The following is a 23,489-nucleotide window of genomic DNA, read 5'->3' as shown; positions in this document are numbered from 1 at the left end:
AGGGGCATCCACACAAAGCCGGCGAACAGACCGGCGAAACAACGGATTTATTGGGGGTAACATGACGAAACCTGTGCATTTCGAGCGCCATCTCCGCGACCTGGCGAGCGTTTCCAGCTGGGCCGTGCTGGCCGTGGCGATCGGGGTGGCGTCGCCGGCCCTCGCGCAGACCGTGGCGCCGGTGCAGGCGCAGACCGAGACCGAATCCGCCAAGACTGCGGACGCCGACAGCAATGCCGAGATCCTGGTGACCGGATCGCGCGTCGCGCGTGACGGGTTCCAGGCGCCGACCCCGGTGATGGTGCTGACGCAGGAGCAGATCCTGAACTCGTCGCCCTCGAACAACATCGCCGATTTCGTCAACCAGATGCCCGCGCTCGCCGGGTCGACGCGCCCTGCCAATTCGCGCCTCAACCTGTCGAGCGGGCAGGCGGGCATCAACGCGCTCAACCTGCGCAACCTGGGCGAGACGCGCACGCTGGTGCTGCTCGATGGGCGCCGCTCGGTCGGGTCGACGATCACCGGGTTGGTCGACGTCAACACCATCCCCCAGCAGCTGGTGAAGAGCGTCGAGGTCGTCACGGGCGGGGCCTCGGCAGCCTACGGCTCCGACGCGGTCGCGGGCGCCGTCAACTTCGTGCTCGACAAGAAGTACAAGGGCTTCAAGGTCAGCGTCGACAGCGGCATCACCGACAAGGGCGACGGCGGGAATTACTCGATGAGCGTCGCGGGCGGCTTCGCCTTCGGCAGCGATGACCGCGGGCATATCCTGTTGTCGGGCGAAGTCGCGCACCGCGACGGCATCTTCAAGGTCGACCGCGACTGGAACGCGACCGGATACGTCCGCATCCAGAACCCGGCTTATGACGCGACGACCAATTCGGGCGTCCCGCAGTTCCTGATCCGCAAGCAGGTCGGCGCGGCCAACTCCACCCCGGGCGGCCTGATCACGGCGTCCGCGGGGGGGCCCGCGAACCGCCTGCGTGGGCTGTATTTCGGCCAGAACGGCGCGGTGCAGCAGTACCAGTACGGTGCGCTGACCTTCCCGTCGCCGACCGGCGCGACCGCGCCGTCGTTGACGCAGGGCGGCGACTGGCGGGTCAATGATTCGGGCCGTCGCATCGGGCTGGACCCCGAGGACGATCGTCACGGCGTGTACGGTCGCGCCAGCTACGAGGTCGCCAACGGCATCGAGCTGTTCGCCGAGGGTGCGTACAACAAGCAGCACGTGTTCTTCAACGCGGGGCCGAACCTGGCGACCGGCGTGTCGCTGTCCGCCACCGGTTGCGGCACCGCGGCGACCGCGGCCGCTGCGCCGCTCACCTGCAACGCGTATCTCTACAACACGCTGGGGCGCGCGCAGCTTGCCGGCATCACCAGCGTGACGATCGCCAGCACCGCCGCCGACCTGCCGTTCCGCGCGGTCGACAACAAGCGCGAGGTGCAGCGTTATGCACTCGGCGCCGAGGGCACGGGCGAGGTGTTCGGCAAGAACGCGACCTGGGAGATCTACGGCCAATATGGTCGCGCCAAGCTGCGCGAGCAGCTGCGCAACGTGATGAACATCACCAGGATGAACAACGCGACCGCCGCGGTGTTCGCCCCGGCCGGCAACACCGGCGGCTATGCCCCGGGCTCGATCCAGTGCCTGATCAACGTCGATGCCAGCACGACCAACAACGACCCGGGTTGCGTCCCGCTGAACCGGCTCGGCATCGGCGTCGCGAACCCGGCGGCATTCTCGTACGTGCTGGGCAACCCGTACCGCGACGAGGTGGTCGAACAGTATAACGCCGCGTTCAACCTGTCGGTGACTCCGTTCCGGACCTGGGCGGGCGACGTCAGCGTCGCGATGGGCGCCGAATATCGCAAGGAAAAGATCAGCGGCTTCGTGCCCGCCGAGTTCCAGCCGCTGTCGGTGCTCGATGCGAGCGGCCGGCCAGCGACGACCAACCGCTGGTCGGTCGGCAACTATCTGCCGACCAACGGCAGCTACAACGTCAAGGAAGCCTATCTCGAGACCGTCGTGCCGCTGGGACTGGGGATCGAGTTCAACGGCGCCGCGCGTGCGACGCGCTATTCGACCGCGGGCTATGTGACGACGTGGAAGGCGGGTGCGACCTGGCAGCCGATCGAGGATATCCGCTTCCGCGTCACGCGGTCGCGCGACATCCGCGCGCCGAACCTCAACGAACTGTTCGCCGCGGGATCGGCGAACAGCGATTCGGTGCGCAACCCCGCCTTCACCAACAACGGCGCGAACGGCCCGGCGACCTACAGCTATTCGGCGACGGTCACCGGCAACCTCAATTTGCGTCCCGAGAAATCGGATTCGTGGAACGCCGGTGTCGTCGTCGCGCCGCGCTTCCTGCCCGGGTTCAACCTGTCGGTCGATTACTTCCGCATCGACGTGAAGGACGCGATCAGCACGTTCGGCGCGCAGGACATCATCAACCTGTGCTTCCAGGGCCAGCAGCAGTTCTGCGACGCCTATAGCGCGGATCCGGCGCGGTCGTCGCCGGGCCAGCCCTATCTCCTGTTCCGCAGCCAGCCATTCAACGCCGCCAGCCAGCTGGTCCGCGGCGTCGACATCGACGGGTCGTACCGTCTGCCGCTCGACAAGCTGTTCGGCGACAGCGAGGGCGCGATCACGCTGCGCGGGACCGCGACCCGCTACATCGACAACCTGTTCAACAGCGGCGTTCCGAGCACGGTGGTGCTCAACTCGGTCGGCGTGAACGGCGGGCAGGCGAGTACGCCGAAATGGATCTATCGTGGTAGCCTGACCTACGACACGCCCGACTTCTCGATCACCGGCGTCGGCCGCGGCGTGAGCTCGGGCAAATATGTCGGCAACGGCATCGAATGCCAGACCGGCTGCCCGGTCTCGACGACGCAGTTCCCGACCTATGACGTCAATCACGTGTCGGGGCTGTTCTACGCCGATCTCAACCTGACCGCGAAGATCGACATGGGCGGGGCGGATGCGCAGCTGTTCCTCAACGTCACGAACGTGTTCGATCGCTGGCCGTTGCTGGTGCCCGAGACCGGGCTGGCGGCGAACAGCACCTATTCGGACCTTCTGGGCCGCGCGTTCCGCGTCGGGATCCGGATGGAGATGCGGTAGGAGGCGTCCTTCGATCCTCCCCCGCAAGGGGGAGGTGGTACCGAAGGTGACGGAGGGGGCGGACACGGAACGGACGTTATCGTTTCCGCCCCCTCCGTCAGGCTGACGCCTGCCACCTCCCCCTGGCGGGGGAGGAGTTGATGTTCAAACCACGTCCAGTTCGGTGACGAATTCGTAGCGGTCGCCGCGATAGACCGAGCGAGTGAACTCGACGATCCGGCCGTCGGGAATGCGGGTCCGGCGGTCGATCCGGAGCACTTCGGAATTCTCCTGGACGCACAGGATTCCGGCCTCGGTCGGGGTCGCGAGCGAGGCGCGGACGCGCTGCGTGCCCGAGGTCGGGCGAAAGCCGTGTGCGTCGAGCGCCTGGTAGAGCGAATCCCCCAGTCCTTCGAGATCGGGCATGAAGGCCGCGGGGATCACCGCATGCTCGATCGCGAGCGGCTCGCCGCCCGCCAGGCGGACGCGGCCGAGCCGCGCGACGCGCGCACTCGCCGCGACGCCGAGCGCGGTTGCTTCCTCCTCGGTCGGTAGCGCGTAGGAGCGGTAGATCCAGACCACGCCGGGATCCTCGCCGCGCGACCGCGTATCGTCGCTGAAGCTGCTGAGCTTGGTGCCGGGCGCCTCGATCCGGCGCGCGACGTAGGTGCCGGACCCCTGTTTGCGGATCAGCACGCCTTCGTCGATCAGCTGCTTGATGCCCTTGCGCACGGTGACGCGCGAGAGGCCGGCAAGCTCGCTCAGGTCGCGCTCCGACGGCAGCGCGCCGCCCGGACCGATGCCGCCGCCGCTGATATGATCGCGCAGGCTGCGCGCGAGCTGCATGTACAGCGGCGTGCCTTCGCCGTTCCGCGTCCAGTCGAGGTCGAGCGTTGTCATGATCGCGCGGCGAGACCCTGCATCACGGCGCGCAGGTTGCCGCCCTGTTCGGCGAGCAACGTCGCGGCCCGGTCCGCCGGCACGCCGAGCGCGATGACGACGCCGAGCCGAATGTCGTTGTCCGCCGCTTCCAGCGCCTGTGTCGCCATGTCCGCATCCACCCCTGCGATATCCTGAACCATGCGGCGACCGCGTTGCAAGAGCTTCGCGTTGGAGATGCGCATCGCGACCATGCGGCCGCGGTAGACCAGCCCCAATCGCAGCATGATCGCGGTCGACAGCAGGTTGAGCACCGCCTTCTGCGCGGTGCCGGCCTTCATCCGGGTCGATCCGGCGAGCACCTCGCTGCCGGTCGCGGCGACCACGGCGTGTTCGGCGCGATCGACGAGCAGCGTCGCGGGGTTGTTGGCGATACCGATCGTCAGCGCGCCGGCGGCGCGCGCGCGCTCGATCGCGGCGACGGTGAAGGGGGTGCGGCCGCTGGCGGCGACACCGATCACGACGTCGGACGCGCCGATGCCGCAGGCATCGATGTCCGATCGCGCGGCGTCGACATCATCCTCGGCGCCTTCATAGGCTTCGGTCAGCGCGCTGACGCCGCCCGCCATCAGGAACACCATGCGCTCCATCGGCCAGCCGAAGGTCGGGTGGAGCTCGGTGCCGTCCTGGACCGCGAGGCGGCCCGAGGTGCCCGCGCCGACGAAGATCAGCCGCCCGGTGTCGCCGAGCCGGTCCGCGGCGGCGTCGGCGGCGCACGCGACCGCGACCGTCTGCGACTGGATCGCGGCGATCGCCGCCAACTGCCCCTCGAGCATCGCCTGGACCGCCAGTTCGGTCGGCCATAGGTCGAGGTCGAGATAGCGGGGGTCGAGCGTTTCGGTATTCGTCATCATCGTGATCCCTGTCTGGGGGCCGGTGCAGCGCAGACCAGGAACGCGACCAGCGTTCCGATGCAGAGCTGGAAGGGGAAGGCGAGGCCGGTCAGCAGCGCGGGCAGCCCGATCGCGCGCGCGATTCCGGGCTGCAGCAGAACGATCACCACGAAGCCGATCAGCAGCGCGGCGATCACCGAGCCTGTGGTCCCGCGCCGCGTGAACAGCGCGGTGAAATAGACGCCCAAGATGCCGGCATAGGTGAAGATCATGACCTGCAGCGCGAACTCCAGCAGACCCATGTCGCTGTAGCGCTGCCAGTAGAAGGAGACCACCGCCATCACGAACATCGCGACGCCGATCACGCCCATGCCGGCACGCCCCGCCTGGACGAAATGATGCTCGTCGACGGGGCCGCGACGGTCGCGCCAGGGGCGGTAGAAATCCTGCACGAGCACCGACGACATCGCGTTCAGCGCCGAATTGGTGGTCGCGACCGCGGCGGCGCAGATCCCGATCGTCACCAGTCCGCGTAAGCCCCCCGGCAGCTGGGTCAGAATGTAGTGCATGAAGATGCTGATCTTCTCGCCACCGAACTGGTTGCCTGCGACCGCACTGGTGCCGCCCATCAAATCGGGGCGGTCGTAGAAGATGTAGAGCATCAGCCCGATGACGATGAACATGCCGACCACGGGCACGGTCGCGAACACCGACAGATAGAGGCTGCGCGCGCCGGTCTTCGCGTCCTTGCACGACAACAGGCGCTGCGTGGTGTCCTGGTCCATGCCGGCGTTGGCGATGTAGAGCAGCGCCAGGCCCGTGATGATCGCGAGCATCGAGAAGGGCCGCGACAGGTCGAACGAGAAGTCGAACAGGCGCAGCTTGTTCATGCCCTCCGGCGCGTTCGAGAGCGCCTGGATGATCTCGCCGTTCGAGGCCGGGATCGACATCCGCAGGAACACCAGCACCGCGATCGCCGAGCCGAGATAGACGACGAACTGGATCAGGTCGTTCCACAGTACCGACTTCAGCCCGCCGACGAAGGTGAACAAGACGCTCGCCACGATCAGGATGGCCGCCGCGATGACGATGCCCTGCGCGTCGACGCTGCCGGTGATGACCATCGCCAGCGCGATCGCGGCGAGATAGACGCGCGCGCCGCCGGCGAACACGCGACCGACGAGGAACATGCCGCCGGCCCAGCGCGTCGCCTTCTCGCTGAAGCGCAGCGTCAGCAGTTCATAGGCTGTCGTCGCGTTGATCGCGTAGAAGCGCGGGATCATCACGCGCGCGACGAAGATCGCGCCGATCAGCCCGCCGATATTGCCGCTGAGATAGGTGAGGTCGCCATGATAGCCATAGTCGGGACCGCCGAGGAAGGTCGCGGCGGACTGTGTCGCGGACAGTACCGAGATCGCGGCGAGCCAGGCGGGGACGTTGCCGCCGGCGAGGAAATAGTCGTGCGCCGACGCGGTCTTGCGCGGCGTGAAGATCCAGCCGCCGGCGACGAGCAGAAGGAGATAGGCACCGATCACCAGCCAGTCGGCCGTCGAGAATGGCAGCATCATCGAAGGGAACTCCGGCGGTGGAGACGGGGAAGGGACATCAGCTAATCAGCCGTCGTCCTGACGAACGTCAGGACCCAGAGCCACACGCGGTGGCGTTCGTGGCCCTGGATCCCGGGACGAGCCCGGGATGACGGAGGGGCGGCGTTACATATGCGCGGTCAGCGAGAAGCCGATCGTGCGGCCCAGGATGTCGTAGGTGTCGGGGAAGGTGTTGAACACGCCGCCCGACGAGACCCGCGGGGGCTTCTTGTCGAACATGTTGTAGACGCCCGCGCTCATCGTGATCACGTCGGTGAAGTCGTGCGAAGCCGACAGGTCGAAGGTGTTCTGCGCCGACAACGTCTCGGTCGAGCCCGTTGCGCTCGATTTCACCTTGCCGATGCGCTGCCAGTCGAACTGGATCACGCCGCCATCGATCAGCCAGCCGAGGCCCGCGGTGTGGCGATAGGCGGGCTGGACCAGGGTCGTGCCGTCGCTGGAGCAGGTCGCGCCGAACGTGCCCTTGCACTGGATGCCCGCGACGGTCGAATTGGCCTGGATCACGTAGGAGGTGACGACGTTGCCCTGGTAGCTGGCGCGCAGGCCCTTGCCCGGCAGCCAATCGGCCCGCAGCGTGTAGCTGGCGGTGATGTCGAGCCCGCGCTGCAGCAGGCGCCCGAGGTTCTGGTTGTTGACGAACGCGTCCTTGAAGCTGCCGTTCGCGTTGCGCGTCACGAGCCCACACAGCGGATTGCCCGCGGTCGGATTGGTGACGTAGCAGCTGGTGATCGCCGCGATCGGCTGGATCACGCCGACCGCGCCGCGCAGGTCGAGCTCGTACCAGTCGACGGTCACGTTGAGACCGGGAAGGAAAGTCGGCGTCAGGACCACGCCCGCGGTCGTGGTGTAGCCGGTCTCGGGCTGGATATCCGGGTTGCCGCCGTAGAAATAATTGCCGGTCAGGTAACCGGGGGCGTTGGAGTTGGTCGACCCCGCGGCCGGCGCGCCGAAGCGAGCGCACTGTGCGGCGTCGCCGGTGCCGAGCACGCACGGATCGCCGCCGTAGCGCGGCTTGAGGCGGTCGACGGTGACGAGGTTGTTGAACGGCAGCGACGAGGTGCTGGCGGCGAATTCGCCGAAGTTCGGGGTGCGCAGCACGCGCTGATAGGTGCCGCGCGCGCGCAGGTTGCGGTCGACCTCCCAGTTCGCCTCGACCTTCCAGGTGCCGTGCGTGCCGAACAGATTGTAGTCGGACAGGCGATACGCGCCGCCGATGTCGAGCTTGCGGATCAGCGGGGTGTCGTGGATTAGCGGCACCAGCATTTCGCCGTACAGTTCGGCGACGTCGAACGACCCGCTATACGCGGCCTGCACGCCCTGGCGGTAGGAGTTGCCGCTGAGCAGCGCGCTGTCCTGGTCGATGCTCGCGGTCTCGCGGCGATATTCGACGCCCGCGGCAAAGCCGATCGGGCCCGCGGGGAGCGAGAACAGGTCCGCCGACGTGCCGCTGATCGTCGCGGCGGTCACGAACTGGTCGCGCTTGCGGTTGAAGCCGTTGAGCGTGGTACCGAGCGCGCCCCCGAGGCCCGGCTGGCGGGGGCCGAAGATGTTCACGGTGTTGACGATCGACGCGAAATTGTTCGCGCCAGCCGCGTTGTTGACCAGGCCGTCGCCGCGGATCAGCGAGTTCTCGGTCGAGCGGCCATATTGCGCGTAGACGGTCCAGCGCGTCGCATCGGTCAGCGGCCCGCGCAGCCCCGACTGGAACTGCAGCGTGTTGCGTTCGGTCTCATAGGTGACGAGCCCGAGCTCGGCGAGCGAACGCGACACGTTCACCTGCGCAGCGCCGCCGACGAAGGTCAGCTGGTTGCGGATCGCGTCGGTCAGGAACGGGTTGGTCTGGCTGATCGACACGACGCGGCTGACCGAGGCGGGGGTGGCGCCGGGGGTGCCGGTCTCTTCGGTGCGCGTGTTGGTGTACATCGCGCGGCCGTAATATTCGATCTGCGGGGTGATCTCGTACTTGAACAAGGCCGCGACGTTGATCCGCTTGAGCGGCGAGATCAGCGGATAGCTGGCCGAGACGTTCGAGGTCGCCGACGGGTTGGTCGTGAACGCGCCGTCGTCGGTATAGCCGAAGCGGCGCCCGCTCGCGACGTCGGTGAACACGCCGCCGATGCTGGGAATGGTCTGGTTCGGCGTCGCCGCCCAGTCGCGCTGGCCGGCACGGATGCCGTCGCGCTGCGTATAGTCCGCCGCGACGACGACGTTGCCGCGATCGCCGAGCGTGGTGCCGAGCATCAGCGAACCGCCATATTGCGCGCCGCCGTTGGTCGACAGGCGGCTGGTCGCGGTGCCGCGAATGCCCTCGTAATCATCGTTCAGGATGAAGTTGACGACGCCGGCGACCGCGTCCGCGCCGTAGACCGCGGCGGCGCCGCCGGTCAGCACGTCGACGCGCTTGATCAGCGAGGCGGGGATGGCGTTGACGTCGACCGAGTTGCGGAAGCTGAACGGCGCCGCGCGGGTGCCGTCAATGAGCACCAGCGACCGGCTCTGGCCGAAGTTGCGGAGTTCGAGCACCTGCGCGCCGAACGCGTCGCTACCCTGCGATCCCTGGCGGACGCCGCCCGAGAGCTGCGGGATCTTGGTCGAGAAATCCTCGATGGTGAGCGCGGACTGCAGCTTGATCTGCTGTTCGCCGACCGAGGCGACCGGGCTGCTGGAGGTGAGGCCGGGGACGGGGATGCGCGTGCCGGTGACGACGATGTCTTCGCCCGCGTCGGGATTCGCCTGCGCGGTGGAGTCCTGCGGGGTCGACGCGTCCTGGGGGGCGGGCGCCGCCTGCGCTAGGGCCGTGCCCGAAGCCTGCGTCATGGCGAAGGCAAGCACTGCCATGGCCGCACCGTGCCGATATGACTTCACCATTGCGTGTCCCCTATTGCTTTCATTTCCCCGATTCGGCGCGATCGTCATGTAGCGACGCGCCGTCGGACTGCGGATCGTTATGCATACCTGTCTTCGAGCTGTAAAGATGTGGTATTATGAATGGTATTTTATCTTGGCCCGATCGGGCGAGGAAGGCGGGGGAAGTTTCGTACTCGTCAAATGCCACTTGCCTGTATGGAACAACTGGTATCTATCTGCGGTATGAGCCTGCTGTCGCCCGAACCCGCCTCCATCCCGCCGTCCCGTCCCGAAACGCTGATGGCGCGCGAGGCGCGGGAGGCGCCGCAGCGCTGCGTCGAGCAGCTGCGGCTGAACGCCGATCTGGTCCGCGATGCCGGGCGGCAGTTGCGCGCGTTGGCGCCCCCGTTCGCGGCGACGCTGGCGCGGGGCAGCTCTGACCAGGCGGCGGCGTTCGCGAAATTCCTGCTCGAGACGCATGGCGGCGTCCCGACGCTCAGCCATGCGCCGTCGATCGGGTCGCTGTACCACAAGACCTCGCCGGCGTTTCGCGGCGTACCGCTGATCGCGATCTCGCAATCGGGTCGCAGCCCCGATCTGCTCGCCGCGGCGGACGATGCGCGCGCGCAGGGCGCGGTGGTGGTCGCGATCGTCAACGACGCCGCGTCGCCGCTCGCCGAGCGCGCGCAGATCGTCATCCCGGTGCATGCCGGTGCGGAAACCAGCGTTGCCGCGACCAAGAGCTTCGTCTGCACGCTGGTCGCGCTGACGCATCTGATTGCGGAGTGGAGCCAGGATGCGGCGCTGCTCGCCGCGCTGGACGATGTCGGCGACGTGCTCGAAGCCGCCGCGACTGCGGACTGGACCGGGGCGGTTGCGCCGCTGAAGGACGCCACGCAGATGCTCGTGCTGGGTCGCGGCCCGACGCTGCCGATCGCGGGCGAGGCGGCGTTGAAGCTGAAGGAAACCTGCAGCCTGCATGCCGAGGCGTTCAGCATCGCCGAGGTCGCGCATGGGCCGATGACGTTGGTCGGTCCTGGCGACCCGGTGCTGGCGCTCGCACCGTTCGATATCGCGCGGACCGGCCTGCGCGATCGGCTGGAGGATTTCGCAGCGCGCGGCGCGACGGTGATCGCCGCCGGGCTGCCCGAGGACGTCGCGCCCGCGAAGCTCGTCCTGCCGTCGCGTGCAGACGTTCATCCGGTGCTCGCCGCGATCGCACAGATCCAGAGCTTCTACGGGCTCGCCAATGCGCTGTCGCTGGCGCGGGGCTATGATCCCGACAGCCCCCCGCATCTCAACAAGGTGACTCGCACGCTATGACCGTCCAGGCCCTTTTCGGCGCGCACATCGTCCTGCCCGAGATAGTGGTGGTGGGACAGGCTTTGCTGCTCGACGGCGACCGCATCGTCGGACTGGTCGCGCGCGACGCCGTGCCGGAAGGCTGCGTGGTGCATGCGCTTGACGGCGGCTGGCTGATGCCCGGGTTCATCGATACGCAGGTGAACGGCGGCGGCGACGTGCTGTTCAACGACCGGCCCGACGTCGGGGGGATCCGCGCGATTGCCGAGGCGCATCGCCGCTATGGCACCACGGGGCTGCTGCCAACGCTGATCAGCGATTACCCCGACGTCGTCGACGCGGCGATCGCGGCCGGGGAAGCGGCGCTCGCCGAGCGCGTGCCGGGCGTGCTGGGCGTGCATATCGAGGGGCCGCATCTCAACACCGCGAAGAAGGGGATCCACGATCACGGCCGCTTCACGACGATCGACGAGACCGTCCTCGCGCGGCTGACCGTGCCGAGCGCGGGGCGTCGGATCGTGACGCTCGCGCCCGAGCTCGCGCCAGCGGGCGCGGTGCGGGCGCTGGCGGACGCGGGCGTTCTGGTCTGCGCGGGACACAGCCTGGCGGATTACGACCAGACGCGCGCGGCGCTGGCCGACGGGCTGGCGGGCTTCACGCATCTGTTCAACGCGATGACCCAGTTCCTCAGCCGTGATCCCGGCATGGTCGGCGCCGCGCTCGAGGATCGCGCGAGCCATTTCGGGCTGATCGTCGACGGCCTGCACGTCCACCCGGCTGCGCTCCGCGTTGCGCTGCTGGCGCGCGGCGTGGAGGGGGCGATGCTGGTGACCGACGCGATGCCGCCGGTCGGCGGCACGCGCGATCGGTTCACGCTGATGGGGCGCGACATCGCCGTGGTCGACGGAACCTGCCGCGGGCCCGACGGGACTCTCGCGGGGTCGGCGCTGAGCATGGTCGACGCGCTGTGCAACGCGATGGACATGATGGGCTGCGACATCGTCACCGCGTCGCGGATGGCGAGCGGCAATCCCGCGGCGTTCCTGCGGCTGGCGGACGAGACCGGCGCGATCGCACCGGGGCTGCGCGCGGACCTCGTCCATCTCGACGTCGACCGGCGTGTGGCCGCGACGTGGATCGGTGGATCAATGGAAGATCACCGCGCATGACGATCCCCGATCTCGGGCTTATCGAGGGGCGGTTCGGCCGGCTCTGGAGTGAGGCGGAACGTAGCCATGTCGTCGCGACGGTGGCGGGGGCAGGGTATCGCTTCTACCATTATGGCCCGAAGGCCGACCGCGCATTGAGGCGCGACTGGCGGGTCGGGCATGACGCCGCGCAGACCGTCGGGCTGGTTCGTCTGTCCGCGGAATGCCGCGCGGCGGGGCTGCGGTTCGGTATCGCGATCACCCCGGTCGGCGCGACTCATCCGTTCGACGACGCGACGCGCGCTGATCTGGTGCGCCGCATCGGCGATCTGGACGCGATCGGTATCGACGATCTGGCGATACTGTTCGACGATCTTCGCGGCGACCTGCCCGATCTCGCGCGGTATCAGGCGGACATCGTCAATATGTGTGCGGGCCTGACGCGCGCGACGCGGGTCTATACCTGCCCGACCTATTATTCCGACGACCCGGTGCTCGATCTCGTCTTCGGCGCGCGCCCGCACGACTATCTGGGCGAGCTCGGGCGCCGACTCGACCCTGCGGTGCAGGTCTACTGGACCGGCGAGGAGGTCTGCGCGCGCGAGATCGGCAGCGGACATCTGGCGCGCGTCGCGGGCGAACTGGGCCGGCCGGTCTGCCTGTGGGACAATTATCCCGTCAACGATGGCGCACGGATGTCGCGCTTCCTGCACCTGCGTGGCTTCACCGGGCGGCCCGCGAGTATCGTCGAGCATATTTCGGGGCATGCGATCAATCCGGCGATCCAGGCGCATCTCGGCTGCATCCCTGCGCTGACGCTGCCGATGCTCTATGCGCAGGGCGACGGCTATGCGTACGGCGCGGCGTTCGCGGCGGCGGCGACACAGTTGTTGGGCGCGGAGTTCGCCACCCTCCTGCAGCAGGATCTGCTCGCGTTGCAGGACGTCGGCCACGAACGGCTGGGCACGCGCGCCGATCGGTTGCGCGCGCGCTATGTCAAGATCGATCACCCGGCGGCGCGCGAAATCCTGCGCTGGCTCGACGGTGGCGACCTCATGACCGATGACGAAGTCCAGACGCAGTGATGACCAGGGATCGCCAGCCATGACCTATTATCTCGGCATCGATGCGGGCGGCAGCAATTGCCGCGCCAGGCTGGTCGACGCGCAGGGTCTCGTGGTCGGCAAGGGGCGGTCGGGGCCCGCCAATGCGCGGATCGGGATCGAGGCGCTCTACGCGACGCTGATCGAGACGGCGGACAAGGCCATCGCCGAAGCCGGACTGTCGGCCGGTGAGCGCGCCGCGATCCGCGCGGGGATGGGCATTGCCGGCATCACGCGGCTCGGCATGCGCGAAGCGCTGGAGGCGCTCGATTTCGGGTTCGCGTCCACTGCGTTCGCGACCGATGCGCAGATCGCCAATATCGGCGCGCATGCCGGGCAGGACGGCGCGATCCTGATCATCGGGACGGGCAGCGCCGCGAAACTGCGGATCGACGGACAGGATTACACGATCGGCGGCTATGGCTTTCCGATCTCGGACGAGGGCAGCGCCGCGGCGCTGGGGCTGAGCGCGATGCGGCACGCGCTGCGCGCGCTTGACGGGCGGACGCGGAAGACCCCGCTGAGCGCCGCGGTGACCGAGCGGTTCGACCACGACACCGCGCGTGCGATCGCCTGGATGGATCAGGCGACGCCACGCGATTACGGCATGTTCGCGCCGCTGGTGATGGACTATGCCGAGGCGAACGACCCGATCGCGCGATCGATTGTCGAGGACGCGGCCGAACATATCGAGCGCTTCATCGAGACGATTTTCGCGCGCGGCGTTGCGCGGTGCACGCTCGTCGGAGGGCTGGCGCCGCGGATCAGCCCGTGGCTGCGCGCGCGGACCGTCGAACGGTTGAGCGCGCCGCTGGGCGATGCGCTGGACGGTGCGTTGCGGCTGGCGGGATACGAACCGGCGTCCTGAGCGCAACATAACCGGCGGTTATGCGGGGCGCCCGCAATCGAACGTGCGTGGTTCCGATACCAGCGGCTAGTCTGCGGTATCCGAACCGAGAGACCTTCGATGATCCGCAGTCCGTATCTTCTCTATCTCGGCCATTCCAACGACGAGGTCGGCATCAAGACGTCGCGCGGGCTGGCCGTGTTCCGCCCCGAGGCCTGTGTCGGCGAGTTCCGCCACGACGATTGCGGCCTGACGCTCGACCTGCCGCGGATGACCTTCGCCGAGGCGGTGGCGGCGGGTGCGAAGACCCTCGTGCTGGGCATCGCCAATGCCGGCGGCAAGCTCGGCGACGACCTGGTCCGCGACGCGATCGCCGCGATCGAGGCCGGGCTGGACGTCGCGTCGGGGCTGCACAACCGGCTGCGCGACGAGCCGTCGCTGGTCGCGGCGGCGGCGCGGCACGGGCGGCTGCTCCACGACGTCCGAGATCCGCGTCCCGACCTGCCGATCGGCACGGGCAAGCCGCGTGCCGGGCTGCGGTTGCTGACGGTCGGCACCGATTGTTCGGTCGGCAAGATGTATGCGACCCTGTGTTTGGAACGCGGGATGCGCGCGCGCGGGCTGACCGCAGATTTCCGCGCGACGGGCCAGACCGGCATCCTGATCGCGGGCAGCGGCGTACCGCTAGATGCGGTGGTCGCCGACTTCATCTCGGGCGCGATCGAGCAGATCTCGCCGGCGCGCGACGATGACGGCTGGGACCTGATCGAGGGGCAGGGGTCGCTGTTCCACCCGTCCTTTGCGGGGGTGTCGACCGGATTGCTGCACGGTGCGCAGGCCGACGCGCTCGTGCTGTGCCACGACCCGGTTCGCGAGCATATGCGCGGGCTGCCGCATTACGCGATGCCGGGGCTCGCCGAGACGCTCGAGGCGAACCTGCGCGTCGCGCGGCTGACCAGCCCCGACGTCCGCGCGGTCGGCGTCGCGCTCAACACCTCGAAGCTGACGACCGCGCAGGCGGAGCGACTGTGCGCCGACACGTCGGACGCGCTTGGGCTGCCCTGCACCGACCCCTTCGCCATGGGCGTCGACCCTATCATCGACAGGATCATTGCATGCTTCGCACCCTCGTCGCGCGTCGCGACGCTTACCCACTAGCCACGCCGTTCCGCATCTCGCGCGGGGTCAAGACGCTCGCGGAGGTAGTGACGGTCGAGATCGCCGAGGACGGCGTCGTCGGGCGCGGCGAGGGCGTTCCCTATCCGCGCTACGGGGAAAACGTGGAGGGTGCGCTGGCGGCGATCGAGGCGGTGCGCGGTGCGCTTCAGGACGGGGCGGACCGCGCCGCGATCCAGCGGCTGATGCCAGCGGGCGCCGCGCGTAATGCGGTCGACTGTGCGTTGTGGGACCTGGAGGTGAAGCGCGCGGGCCGGGCGGTGACCGATATCCTGGGCGTGGCGCCGATCGGTGCCACGCCGACCGCGATGACGGTAGGGCTCGATACTCCCGAGAAGATGGCAGTCGCGGCGCGTGCGCTGGCCGGCGTGCCGCTCATCAAGATCAAGGTCGATCGTAGCGACCCCGAAGCCCAGATCCGCGCGGTGCGCGACGCGGCGCCGGGCCCGCGCGTCATCGTCGATCCCAACGAGAGCTGGACCTTCGCCGAGGTGGAGCGGCTGCAGGCGCTGCTCGTCGACCTGCAGATCGACCTGCTCGAACAGCCGCTGCCCGCGGATGCGGACGAAGCGCTGGACGGATACACGCCGCGGGTCCCGATCGCGGCGGACGAGTCCGCGCATGTCGCGGGCGATGTCGCCGCGCTGCGTCGCAAATATCAGGTCATCAACATCAAGCTCGATAAGACCGGCGGGCTGACCGGTGCGCTCGCGCTCGCCGACGCGGCCGAGGCCGCGGGGCTGGGCGTGATGACGGGCAGCATGATCGCGTCGTCGCTGTCGATCGCGCCGGCGCTGATCGTCGCGGCGCGCTCGGCGTTCGTCGATCTGGACGGCCCGTTGTGGCTTTCCGCCGACCTGCCGGGCGGGGTATGCGGGCGGGACGGCGTGCTGAGCGTGCCGGAACCGGGCTTCTGGGGGACGCCCTGACGCGCGCACGCTACCAAGGGGACTTACGATGATGCGGCGGTGGTTTGCGGTTCCCTTGTGGCAGCGCGTGCTCGGCGGGCTCGCGCTCGGGTTGCTGCTGGCGCTCGTGTGGCCGAGCGCGGCGCCGAAGGTCGCGTTCATGGGCGACCTGTTTATTCGGGCGATCCGGATGCTGGTCGCGCCGATCGTGCTGGTGACGATCGCGTCGGGGATCACGTCGCTGGCCGATCCCAAGCGGCTGGGGCCGCTCGGCGGGCGTGCGGTCGGGCTGTTCGCGGCGATGACGGGGCTCGCGGTCAGCGTCGGGATGGCGGTGGCGATGGTGATCCGGCCGGGCGAGGGGGCGGCGATAGGTAGCGCGATTCCGAAGCCGCTGGGGCCGCCGGTGGCGCTCTACGACCAGCTGGTCGGGATCGTCCCGCTCAACATCGTCGAAGCGCTCGCCAAGGGCGACATGCTCGCGCTGATCTTCGTGGCGATCCTGTTCGGGGTCGGGACGGTGCTGGCAGGCGAGGCGGGCAAGCCGTTCGCGACCGTGCTGCAGTCGTTGTCGGCGGTGCTGCTGAGGATCGTCGGCGTGGTGATGGAGCTGACGCCGTTCGGGGTGTTCGCGCTGATCGCCAACGCGGTCGCTGCCAATGGCGCGGGGGTGTTCCTCAACATCGGGTGGCTCGCGCTCAGCGTCGTGGTCGGGTCGCTGATCCAGATCGTCGTCGTCCACAGCCTGATGCTGCGGCTGCTCGCGCGGGTGCCGGTGGTGCGGTTCTTCCGCGGGATCGTCGATGCGTTGGCTGTTGCGTTCTCGACGGCGTCGTCTTCGGCGACGCTGCCGGTCGCGATGACGGTCGCGGGGCGCAACCTGGGGATCGGGAAGTCGGTGTACTCGACGGTGCTGCCGCTCGGCGCGAGCATCGGGAAGGATGGTACCGCGATGTATGTCGGGCTGCTGAGCGTGTTCAGCCTGCAGGCGTTCGCGGTGCCGGTCGATGCCGGGGTGTACGGGATCGTCCTGCTGACCGGCGCACTGGCAGCGTTCGGGACCGCGCCGGTGCCATCGGCGTCGCTGTTCATGCTCGCGGCGGTGCTGTCCGCGGTCGGCGTCGCGCCCGAGCAGACCGCGCTGGTGGTCGGCTTCGTGCTGCCGTTCGACCGGCTGCTCGACATGACGCGGACGGTGCCGTCGGCGAGCGCGAACCTGACGGTCGCGACGGTCGTGGCGCGGTGGGAGGGCGAACTCGACGATATCGCGTATCGCCGGGAGAGTCTCTAGCCGCCGAGCGTCACGAAGCTGTCCATCACCCGCTTCTGGCCGGCATTCTCGAAGTCGATCTCGAGCTTGTTGCCCTCGATCACCAGGATCGCGCCATAGCCGAACTTCTGGTGGAACACGCGCATGCCGACGCTGAGGTCGTCGCGGCCCTTGTTGCCGAGGCTGACCGCACTGGCGCGCGATTCGACGACGCGCGAGGGCTTGGACGAAAAGGTGCTGCCGGGGCTCGCCGCGCGCTGCCAGCCCGGGCCGCGACCGGTGCCGCGCGCGACGTCGGCGAACGGGTCGGCCTTCTCGGACCAGTTCGCCTGCCACAGGCTCGCGCCGCCCGACATGGTGGTCTCGGCATCGATATGCTCGTCGGGGAGTTCGCCGACGAAGCGTGACGGGATCGACGAATTCCACTGGCCGTAGATGCGGCGGTTGGCGGCGTGGATGATGACCGCAAGGCGCCGCGCGCGCGTGATCGCGACATAGGCGAGGCGGCGTTCCTCCTCCAAGCTCTTCACGCCGCCCTCGTCGAGCGAGCGTTGCGAGGGGAACAGCCCTTCCTCCCAGCCGACGCAGAAGACGGTGTCGTATTCGAGACCCTTGGCGGCGTGGATCGTCATGATCGTGACCTGCGGGTCCTGCGCGCCGCCCTCATTGTCCATGACCAGCGAGACGTGTTCGAGGAACGCGCCGAGCGAGTCGTATTCCTCCATCGCGCGGACGAGCTCGCTGAGGTTCTCGAGCCGGCCGGTGGCCTCGACCGATTTCTCGGCCTGGTACATCGCGGTGTAGCCGCTCTCGTCGAGCAGCTGGCGCGCGAGCTCGGCGTGGGGGAGGCTGGACGCCATGTCGCGCCAGCGCGCGATGTCGCCGACGAGGCGGCCGAGCGATTTCTTGGCGGCCCCGGTCAGTTCGTCGGTGTCGAGGATGCGCGCGGCGGCGGTGGTCAGCGGCACGCCCGTCGCGCGGGCGAGCTGGTGGACCTTCGCCACCGCCTTGTCGCCGAGCCCTCGCTTGGGAACGTTGACGATGCGTTCGAAGGCGAGGTCGTCGGCGGGCTGGTTGACGACACGTAAGTAAGCGAGCGCGTCGCGGATCTCGGCACGTTCGTAGAAGCGAAAACCCCCGACGATCTTGTACGGCATCCCGATCGCGATGAAGCGGTCCTCGAACTCGCGCGTCTGGTGCTGCGCGCGGACGAGGATCGCGACTTCGTCGAGGCTCTTGCCCGAGCGGCGGACGGCGTCGATCTCCTCGCCGACGCGGCGCGCCTCCTCGGGGCCGTCCCAGACGCCGATGACCTTGACCTTCTCGCCGACGTCGAGCTCGGTCCAGAGCTGTTTCCCCAGGCGCCCGCCATTGTTGGCGATCACGCCCGACGCCGCGCCCAGGATATGCGGGGTGCTGCGGTAATTCTGTTCGAGACGGATGACCTTCGCGCCGGGGAAGTCGCGTTCGAACTTCAGGATGTTCTCGACCTGTGCGCCGCGCCAGGAATAGATCGACTGGTCGTCGTCACCGACGCAGGCGATGTTCTTGTGCTCCTGCGCGAGCAGCCGCAGCCAGAGATATTGCGACGAGTTGGTATCCTGATACTCGTCGACCATGATGTATTTGAAGCGCTGCTGGTAGATCGCGAGCACGTCGCGGTGGCGCTTCAGGATGACCAGCATGTGGAGCAGAAGGTCACCAAAGTCACACGCGTTGAGAGCGACGAGGCGGGCCTGGTACTGCGCGTACAACTCGCCGCCGCGGCCGTTGGCGTAGCGTTCGGATTCGCCGGCATCGATGTCGGCGGGGACGAGGCCCTTGTTCTTCCATTGGTCGATCAGCCCGGCGAGCGACCGCGCGGGGAAGCGCTTTTCGTCGATGTCGGCGGCTAGGATCAGCTGCTTCAACAGGCGCAGCTGGTCGTCGGTGTCGAGGATCGTGAAGTTCGACTGCAGCCCGACCAGCTCGGCATGGCGGCGCAGCATCTTGGCGGCGATCGCGTGGAAGGTGCCGAGCCAGGGCATGCCCTCGACCGCGTCGCCGACGAGTCGGCCGACCCGCTCGCGCATCTCGCGTGCGGCCTTGTTGGTGAAGGTGACCGACAGGATCTCGCTGGGCCACGCTTTCCGCGTGAAGATCAGGTGGGCGAGTCGTGCGGTCAGCGCGGCGGTCTTGCCGGTGCCGGCGCCCGCGATGATCAGCACGGGGCCGTCGGTGGTCAGTACCGCCTCGCGCTGCGGCGGGTTGAGGCCGCGGAGATAGGGCGGTTCGGCTTGGGCGGTCTGAGCGAGCTGGTTCACCGGTGAACAGGTAGGGAACGGGACGGCCGGGGGCAAGCCGCGACGGGCGTGCGTCCGTGCCGAAACGGGGGCTGGTGCCGGACAAGGCCAGCGCGATTGTCATAAAAACGTCACCATCGGCGGCAAAGGCGGGTCTGCCATGGCAACCACCTTTACACCGCACGGTGAATCGATCGCGTCGCACTCCAAGCCGGCGCATGCCGGACCGAGGCTCGACCACGCGCTCCATCCCTCGACCCGCTGGATCTTCCTCGCCGTGCTGCTCGGCGGTCTGGGCTATGCCGGGTTCAGCGTCTTCGTCGATACCGCGCAGGTCGGCGAGAACCTGGCGTTCGGGGCGTTCGCGTTCCTCGCGCTCGCGCTGCTGATCGCGCTGGGGTTCGAATTCGTAAACGGCTTCCACGATACCGCCAACGCGGTCGCGACGGTGATTTACACGCACTCGATGCCGGCGCCGCTGGCCGTGCTGTGGTCGGGGTTCTTCAACTTCCTGGGCGTGGTGCTGTCGTCGGGCGCCGTCGCCTATTCGATCATCACGCTGTTGCCGGTCGATCTGATCCTCAACGTCGGCAGCGCGGGCGGGTTCGCGATGATCTTCGCGCTGCTGCTCGCCGCGATCCTGTGGAATCTCGCGACGTGGTTCGTGGGGCTGCCCAATTCGTCGAGCCATGCGCTGATCGGATCGATCCTGGGCGTGGGCCTCGCCAACCAGATCCTGCGCGGCGGCGCCGACGGGACGTCGGGCGTCGACATGGCGCAGGTCTGGAAAGTGCTCTCCGCGCTGGCGTTCAGCCCGCTGGTCGGGTTCGCGGGCGCCCTGTTGCTGTTGCTGGTGATGAAGCGGTTCGTGCGCGACAAGACGCTGTACGAGGCGCCGAAGGATCAGTCGCCGCCGCCAAAGGGGATCCGTGCGCTGTTGATCGGCACCTGCACCGCGGTCAGCTTCGCGCATGGCAGCAACGACGGGCAGAAGGGCATGGGGCTGATTATGCTGATCCTGATCGGCTGCGCCCCGACCGCCTATGCGCTCAACCGCACCGTGCCCGAGAGCGCGACGCCGGGGTTCGTGCAGGCTGCGCGCGCCGCGTCGTCGGCCTATGCGGCGCACGCCAACGGCCCGGCCACCAATCTCGCCGCCGCCCGCACGGTGGTCACGCAGGCGCTGAAGACCAAGCGGATCGACGATCCGGCGGTGTATGGCGGGCTTGCCGCGCTGTCGAACGACGTATCGGATCGCATCGCGGGCTATGGTTCGCTCGGCAAGGTGCCCGCCGCGGCGACGCCGAACCTGCGCAACGACATGTACCTGGTGCTCGACACGACCAAGCTGGTCGCGTCCGACACGCGTGCACAGGCCCGCTTCACCGCGCAGGAGGTGGGAGTCCTCAAGGCGTATGGCACGCAGCTCGAGCACGGCACGCGCTACATCCCGCTATGGGTGAAGGTCACGGTCGCGCTGGCGCTGGGGCTGGGCACGATGGTCGGCTGGAAGCGGATCGTCGTCACGGTCGGCGAGCGGATCGGCAAGTCGCATCTGACGTACGGCATGGGCGCGTCGGCCGAGCTGATGGCGGCGGCGACGATCATGCTGGCGGACCGCTATGGCCTGCCGGTGTCGACCACGCACATCCTGTCGTCGGGCGTCGCCGGCGCGAGCGTCGCGAACGGCGGGGGGCTGCAGCGGCGCACGGTGCGCAACATGATCCTCGCCTGGGTGATGACGCTGCCGGTGGCGATGCTGCTCGCTGGCGTGCTGTACTGGGCGCTGCTCGGCGTCGCGCAGGGCATGGGGTATTGAACGCACGGTTGCTAACGCCCTGACGTCCGGGAACAAGTTGACGATGCTATCGTTTCTTTTCCGTTACAACAGGGAGAGTATCATGTCCGATTACCGCACCACCGAGACCGTTCCGCCGAAGCGTCGGGGCGGCGCGTCGACGATCGTGATCGTCCTGGTCGTGATCGCCGCCATCGTCGGCGTGCTGTTCGCCACCGGGTTCTGGAGCGCCGACGTCAAGAATGACGGCGCGCTGCCGCAGGTCTCGGTCAAGGGCGGCGAGCTGCCGAACGTCGACCTGAACTCGAAGGAAGTCGTCGTCGGCACCAAGAAGACCGAAGTCGAAGTCCCCAAGGTGAAGACCGAAACCGAGACGGTCGACGTCCCGACGGTCGGCGTGAAGAAGTAAGCCGACCCGCATCACGGCGACGAAGGCCTCCACCTCGCGGTGGGGGCCTTTTTCATTTGGAACGCCTTCGATTGCCGATGCCGGATGGAATCCGTCGCGCCGGGGTGTAGCAACCGGGGTGCGCGGAGGTCCGCGTCGGGAGAGAGAGAATGTTCAACCACGTGATGGTCGGATCGAACGATATCGAGCGGTCCAAGCGGTTCTACGACGCCGTGCTGGGCGTGCTCGGTGCGGGCGAGCCGGCTCGGAACGTCACGGACAGCGGGCACGTCCGGCTGTTCTACCGCCACGCCGGCAATGCGTTCGCGGTCAGCCAGCCGATCGACGACCAGCCTGCGACGCCGGGGAATGGCAGCACCATCGGGTTCAAGTGCGAGTCGCTCGAACAGGTCCAGGCGTTCCACGATGCCGCCGTCGCCAATGGCGGAAGCTCGATCGAAGCCGCGCCGGGACCGCGTGACACGGGGCTGGGGCGGCTCAACCTCGGCTATGTCCGCGACCCCGACGGCAACAAGCTGTGCGCGATCCATCGCGGCTAGCCGGTTGACCGCGCCAGGCGTTCGACGGATGCACGGGCGATGACGACGCTTCGCTCCCATCGCCGCATCCTCGCCGCCAGCCTGGTCGGCACCGCGGTCGAATTCTACGATTTCTACATCTATGCGACCGCGGCCGCGCTGGTGTACGGGCCGCTGTTCTTCAGCGGGCAGTCGCCGGGGGCGCAGCTGTTGCTGTCCTATGCGACGTTCGGGCTCGCCTTCGTCGCGCGGCCGGTGGGCGCGGTGCTGTTCGGGCATTTCGGCGACCGCGTCGGGCGCAAGTCGACTTTGGTCGCGAGCCTGGTGCTGATGGGCGGGTCTACCGTCGCGATCGCGTTCCTGCCGACCTATGCGCAGGTCGGGTGGATCGCGCCTGCGCTGCTGTGCCTGATGCGGCTGGGGCAGGGGCTGGGGCTGGGCGGCGAATGGGGCGGGGCGGCGTTGCTCGCGGTCGAGAACGCGCCGGCGCATCGTCGCAATACGTGGGGGATGTTCCCGCCGCTCGGCGCGCCGGTCGGGTTCCTGGCCGCGAACGGGCTGTTCCTGGTGATCGGGCTGGTGCTCGACGACGCGCAGTTCCTCGCCTGGGGGTGGCGGATCCCGTTCCTGCTGAGCGCGGTGCTGGTGGCGCTGGGGCTGTGGGTGCGGCTGAAGCTGGTCGAGACGCCGGCATTCCTCGAGGCGGAGGCGGCCGAGGCGATCCCGAAGGTGCCGATCGCGACGTTGCTGACGCAGCATCTGCGGCCGACGCTGGCGGGGACGTTCGGCGTGATCGCGTGCTTCGCGCTCTTCTATCTCGCGACGGCGTTCGCGCTCGGATACGGCACCAAGACGCTCGGCTATTCGCGCGAGGCGTTCCTCGCAGTCGAGCTGGTGGCGATCTGGTTCCTTGCAGGCGGCGTGATCGTCGCGAGCGTGCTGGCGGACCGGCATTCGGCGGGACGGATGCTGGCGATCGGCTTTGCGGGATGCGTGCTGGTCGGCGCGGCGATGGGGCCGATGCTGGGCGCGGGATCGCTGTTCGTGGTGTGGCTGTGGCTGTCGGGCGCTTTGTTCGTGATGGGGTTCGCCTACGGACCGCTCGGCGGGTGGCTGCCGAGCCTGTTTCCTGCGGGCGTGCGCTACACCGGCGTGTCGATGACGTTCAACCTCGGCGGCGTGCTGGGCGGGGCGCTGGCGCCGATCGTGGCGGAGGCGCTGGCGCCGCACGGGTTGTGGATGGTCGGGCTGTACCTGATGGGCGCGGGGGTCTTGAGCCTGGGTGGGTTGGCGATGCTCGGGCGGCCTCGGTAAAGGCGCTCCGCGCGCGACAAAGACCGCCGTCATCCTGAATTTGTTTCAGGATCCACCTCGTGGAACGCGTGCCATTCGATTG

Annotated in this window: 17 protein-coding genes; 12 read left to right on the top strand and 5 right to left on the bottom strand. The window is 68.3% G+C overall.

The window, feature by feature from the left end; translation table 11 throughout:
* Positions 1-61: 61 nt before the first annotated feature.
* Positions 62-3,127 carry a TonB-dependent receptor plug domain-containing protein gene (locus FSB78_RS08780; RefSeq protein WP_147081915.1) on the top strand — a complete coding sequence of 1,022 codons (3,066 nt, stop codon included), beginning with the start codon at positions 62-64 and terminating at the stop codon, positions 3,125-3,127.
* Positions 3,128-3,271: 144 nt separating this feature from the next.
* Here the strand turns inward: FSB78_RS08780 and FSB78_RS08775 are convergent, their stop codons facing one another.
* The 4 genes from FSB78_RS08775 to FSB78_RS08760 all read right to left on the bottom strand — a co-directional run bounded on the left by FSB78_RS08775 (position 3,272) and on the right by FSB78_RS08760 (position 9,323).
* On the bottom strand, positions 3,272-4,006 hold the full coding sequence (locus tag FSB78_RS08775) for a GntR family transcriptional regulator (RefSeq protein WP_147081913.1): 735 nt from the start codon (positions 4,004-4,006) through the stop codon (positions 3,272-3,274).
* Positions 4,003-4,896 carry an N-acetylmuramic acid 6-phosphate etherase gene (locus FSB78_RS08770; protein WP_147081911.1) on the bottom strand — a complete coding sequence of 298 codons (894 nt, stop codon included), beginning with the start codon at positions 4,894-4,896 and terminating at the stop codon, positions 4,003-4,005. The genes FSB78_RS08775 and FSB78_RS08770 overlap by 4 nt, the downstream gene beginning before the upstream one ends.
* On the bottom strand, positions 4,896-6,446 hold the full coding sequence (locus FSB78_RS08765; RefSeq protein WP_147081909.1) for a sodium:solute symporter: 1,551 nt from the start codon (positions 6,444-6,446) through the stop codon (positions 4,896-4,898). Before FSB78_RS08765 ends, FSB78_RS08770 begins: the two co-directional genes overlap by 1 nt.
* 144 nt (positions 6,447-6,590) lie before the next feature.
* Complete coding sequence (locus FSB78_RS08760; protein WP_242008137.1) at positions 6,591-9,323, bottom strand: TonB-dependent receptor plug domain-containing protein; 2,733 nt, start codon at positions 9,321-9,323, stop codon at positions 6,591-6,593.
* Between the two features lie 252 nt (positions 9,324-9,575).
* Between FSB78_RS08760 and FSB78_RS08755 the strand changes: the two genes are divergently transcribed.
* The 7 genes from FSB78_RS08755 (at position 9,576) to FSB78_RS08725 (ending at position 17,107) form a co-directional block, all read left to right on the top strand.
* On the top strand, positions 9,576-10,655 hold the full coding sequence (locus tag FSB78_RS08755) for an SIS domain-containing protein (protein ID WP_147081905.1): 1,080 nt from the start codon (positions 9,576-9,578) through the stop codon (positions 10,653-10,655).
* Entirely contained in the window at positions 10,652-11,803 is a 1,152-nt protein-coding gene (nagA, locus tag FSB78_RS08750) for an N-acetylglucosamine-6-phosphate deacetylase (RefSeq protein ID WP_147081903.1), read from the top strand. The genes FSB78_RS08755 and nagA overlap by 4 nt, the downstream gene beginning before the upstream one ends.
* The gene (locus FSB78_RS08745) at positions 11,800-12,867 is read left to right on the top strand and encodes a beta-N-acetylglucosaminidase domain-containing protein (protein WP_147081901.1); all 1,068 of its coding nucleotides are present in this window, start codon (positions 11,800-11,802) and stop codon (positions 12,865-12,867) included. Before nagA ends, FSB78_RS08745 begins: the two co-directional genes overlap by 4 nt.
* Before the next feature lie 19 nt (positions 12,868-12,886).
* A complete protein-coding gene (locus tag FSB78_RS08740; protein ID WP_147081899.1) occupies positions 12,887-13,753 on the top strand; it encodes a glucosamine kinase nucleotide-binding domain-containing protein in 867 nt (288 codons plus the stop codon).
* 99 nt (positions 13,754-13,852) lie between these two features.
* Positions 13,853-14,890, top strand: a complete 1,038-nt coding sequence (gene dgcN, locus FSB78_RS08735) for an N-acetyltransferase DgcN (RefSeq protein ID WP_147081897.1) — start codon at positions 13,853-13,855, stop codon at positions 14,888-14,890.
* The gene (gene dgcA / locus FSB78_RS08730) at positions 14,848-15,837 is read left to right on the top strand and encodes an N-acetyl-D-Glu racemase DgcA (protein ID WP_147081895.1); all 990 of its coding nucleotides are present in this window, start codon (positions 14,848-14,850) and stop codon (positions 15,835-15,837) included. Before dgcN ends, dgcA begins: the two co-directional genes overlap by 43 nt.
* A gap of 28 nt (positions 15,838-15,865) precedes the next feature.
* Positions 15,866-17,107, top strand: a complete 1,242-nt coding sequence (locus tag FSB78_RS08725; protein ID WP_147081893.1) for a dicarboxylate/amino acid:cation symporter — start codon at positions 15,866-15,868, stop codon at positions 17,105-17,107.
* Here FSB78_RS08725 and FSB78_RS08720 read toward each other — a convergent pair.
* Positions 17,104-19,389: an ATP-dependent helicase gene (locus FSB78_RS08720; RefSeq protein ID WP_147081891.1), complete on the bottom strand. Its 2,286-nt coding sequence runs from the start codon at positions 19,387-19,389 to the stop codon at positions 17,104-17,106. The two genes, FSB78_RS08725 and FSB78_RS08720, sit on opposite strands and share 4 nt — an antisense overlap.
* Before the next feature lie 139 nt (positions 19,390-19,528).
* Between FSB78_RS08720 and FSB78_RS08715 the strand changes: the two genes are divergently transcribed.
* The 4 genes from FSB78_RS08715 (at position 19,529) to FSB78_RS08700 (ending at position 23,407) form a co-directional block, all read left to right on the top strand.
* Positions 19,529-21,187, top strand: a complete 1,659-nt coding sequence (locus tag FSB78_RS08715; RefSeq protein WP_147081889.1) for an inorganic phosphate transporter — start codon at positions 19,529-19,531, stop codon at positions 21,185-21,187.
* An 82-nt stretch (positions 21,188-21,269) separates the two neighbouring features.
* Complete coding sequence (locus FSB78_RS08710) at positions 21,270-21,575, top strand: hypothetical protein (protein ID WP_147081887.1); 306 nt, start codon at positions 21,270-21,272, stop codon at positions 21,573-21,575.
* A gap of 149 nt (positions 21,576-21,724) precedes the next feature.
* Positions 21,725-22,114 carry a VOC family protein gene (locus tag FSB78_RS08705; protein ID WP_147081885.1) on the top strand — a complete coding sequence of 130 codons (390 nt, stop codon included), beginning with the start codon at positions 21,725-21,727 and terminating at the stop codon, positions 22,112-22,114.
* Positions 22,115-22,153: 39 nt separating this feature from the next.
* Complete coding sequence (locus FSB78_RS08700; RefSeq protein ID WP_147081883.1) at positions 22,154-23,407, top strand: MFS transporter; 1,254 nt, start codon at positions 22,154-22,156, stop codon at positions 23,405-23,407.
* Positions 23,408-23,489: the final 82 nt, after the last annotated feature.

The sequence above is a fragment of the Sphingomonas ginsenosidivorax genome, assembly GCF_007995065.1.
Classification (GTDB): domain Bacteria; phylum Pseudomonadota; class Alphaproteobacteria; order Sphingomonadales; family Sphingomonadaceae; genus Sphingomonas; species Sphingomonas ginsenosidivorax.
This window is presented reverse-complemented; position numbering and strand designations above follow the sequence as displayed.

Coding starts and splice junctions, on each gene's coding strand:
- FSB78_RS08780 (WP_147081915.1), top strand. CDS start 62: ATGACGAAACCTGTGCATTTCGAGCGCCATCTCCGCGACCTGGCGAGC.
- FSB78_RS08775 (WP_147081913.1), bottom strand. CDS start 4,006: ATGACAACGCTCGACCTCGACTGGACGCGGAACGGCGAAGGCACGCCG.
- FSB78_RS08770 (WP_147081911.1), bottom strand. CDS start 4,896: ATGACGAATACCGAAACGCTCGACCCCCGCTATCTCGACCTCGACCTA.
- FSB78_RS08765 (WP_147081909.1), bottom strand. CDS start 6,446: ATGATGCTGCCATTCTCGACGGCCGACTGGCTGGTGATCGGTGCCTAT.
- FSB78_RS08760 (WP_242008137.1), bottom strand. CDS start 9,323: ATGGCAGTGCTTGCCTTCGCCATGACGCAGGCTTCGGGCACGGCCCTA.
- FSB78_RS08755 (WP_147081905.1), top strand. CDS start 9,576: ATGAGCCTGCTGTCGCCCGAACCCGCCTCCATCCCGCCGTCCCGTCCC.
- nagA (WP_147081903.1), top strand. CDS start 10,652: ATGACCGTCCAGGCCCTTTTCGGCGCGCACATCGTCCTGCCCGAGATA.
- FSB78_RS08745 (WP_147081901.1), top strand. CDS start 11,800: ATGACGATCCCCGATCTCGGGCTTATCGAGGGGCGGTTCGGCCGGCTC.
- FSB78_RS08740 (WP_147081899.1), top strand. CDS start 12,887: ATGACCTATTATCTCGGCATCGATGCGGGCGGCAGCAATTGCCGCGCC.
- dgcN (WP_147081897.1), top strand. CDS start 13,853: ATGATCCGCAGTCCGTATCTTCTCTATCTCGGCCATTCCAACGACGAG.
- dgcA (WP_147081895.1), top strand. CDS start 14,848: ATGCTTCGCACCCTCGTCGCGCGTCGCGACGCTTACCCACTAGCCACG.
- FSB78_RS08725 (WP_147081893.1), top strand. CDS start 15,866: ATGATGCGGCGGTGGTTTGCGGTTCCCTTGTGGCAGCGCGTGCTCGGC.
- FSB78_RS08715 (WP_147081889.1), top strand. CDS start 19,529: ATGGCAACCACCTTTACACCGCACGGTGAATCGATCGCGTCGCACTCC.
- FSB78_RS08710 (WP_147081887.1), top strand. CDS start 21,270: ATGTCCGATTACCGCACCACCGAGACCGTTCCGCCGAAGCGTCGGGGC.
- FSB78_RS08705 (WP_147081885.1), top strand. CDS start 21,725: ATGTTCAACCACGTGATGGTCGGATCGAACGATATCGAGCGGTCCAAG.
- FSB78_RS08700 (WP_147081883.1), top strand. CDS start 22,154: ATGACGACGCTTCGCTCCCATCGCCGCATCCTCGCCGCCAGCCTGGTC.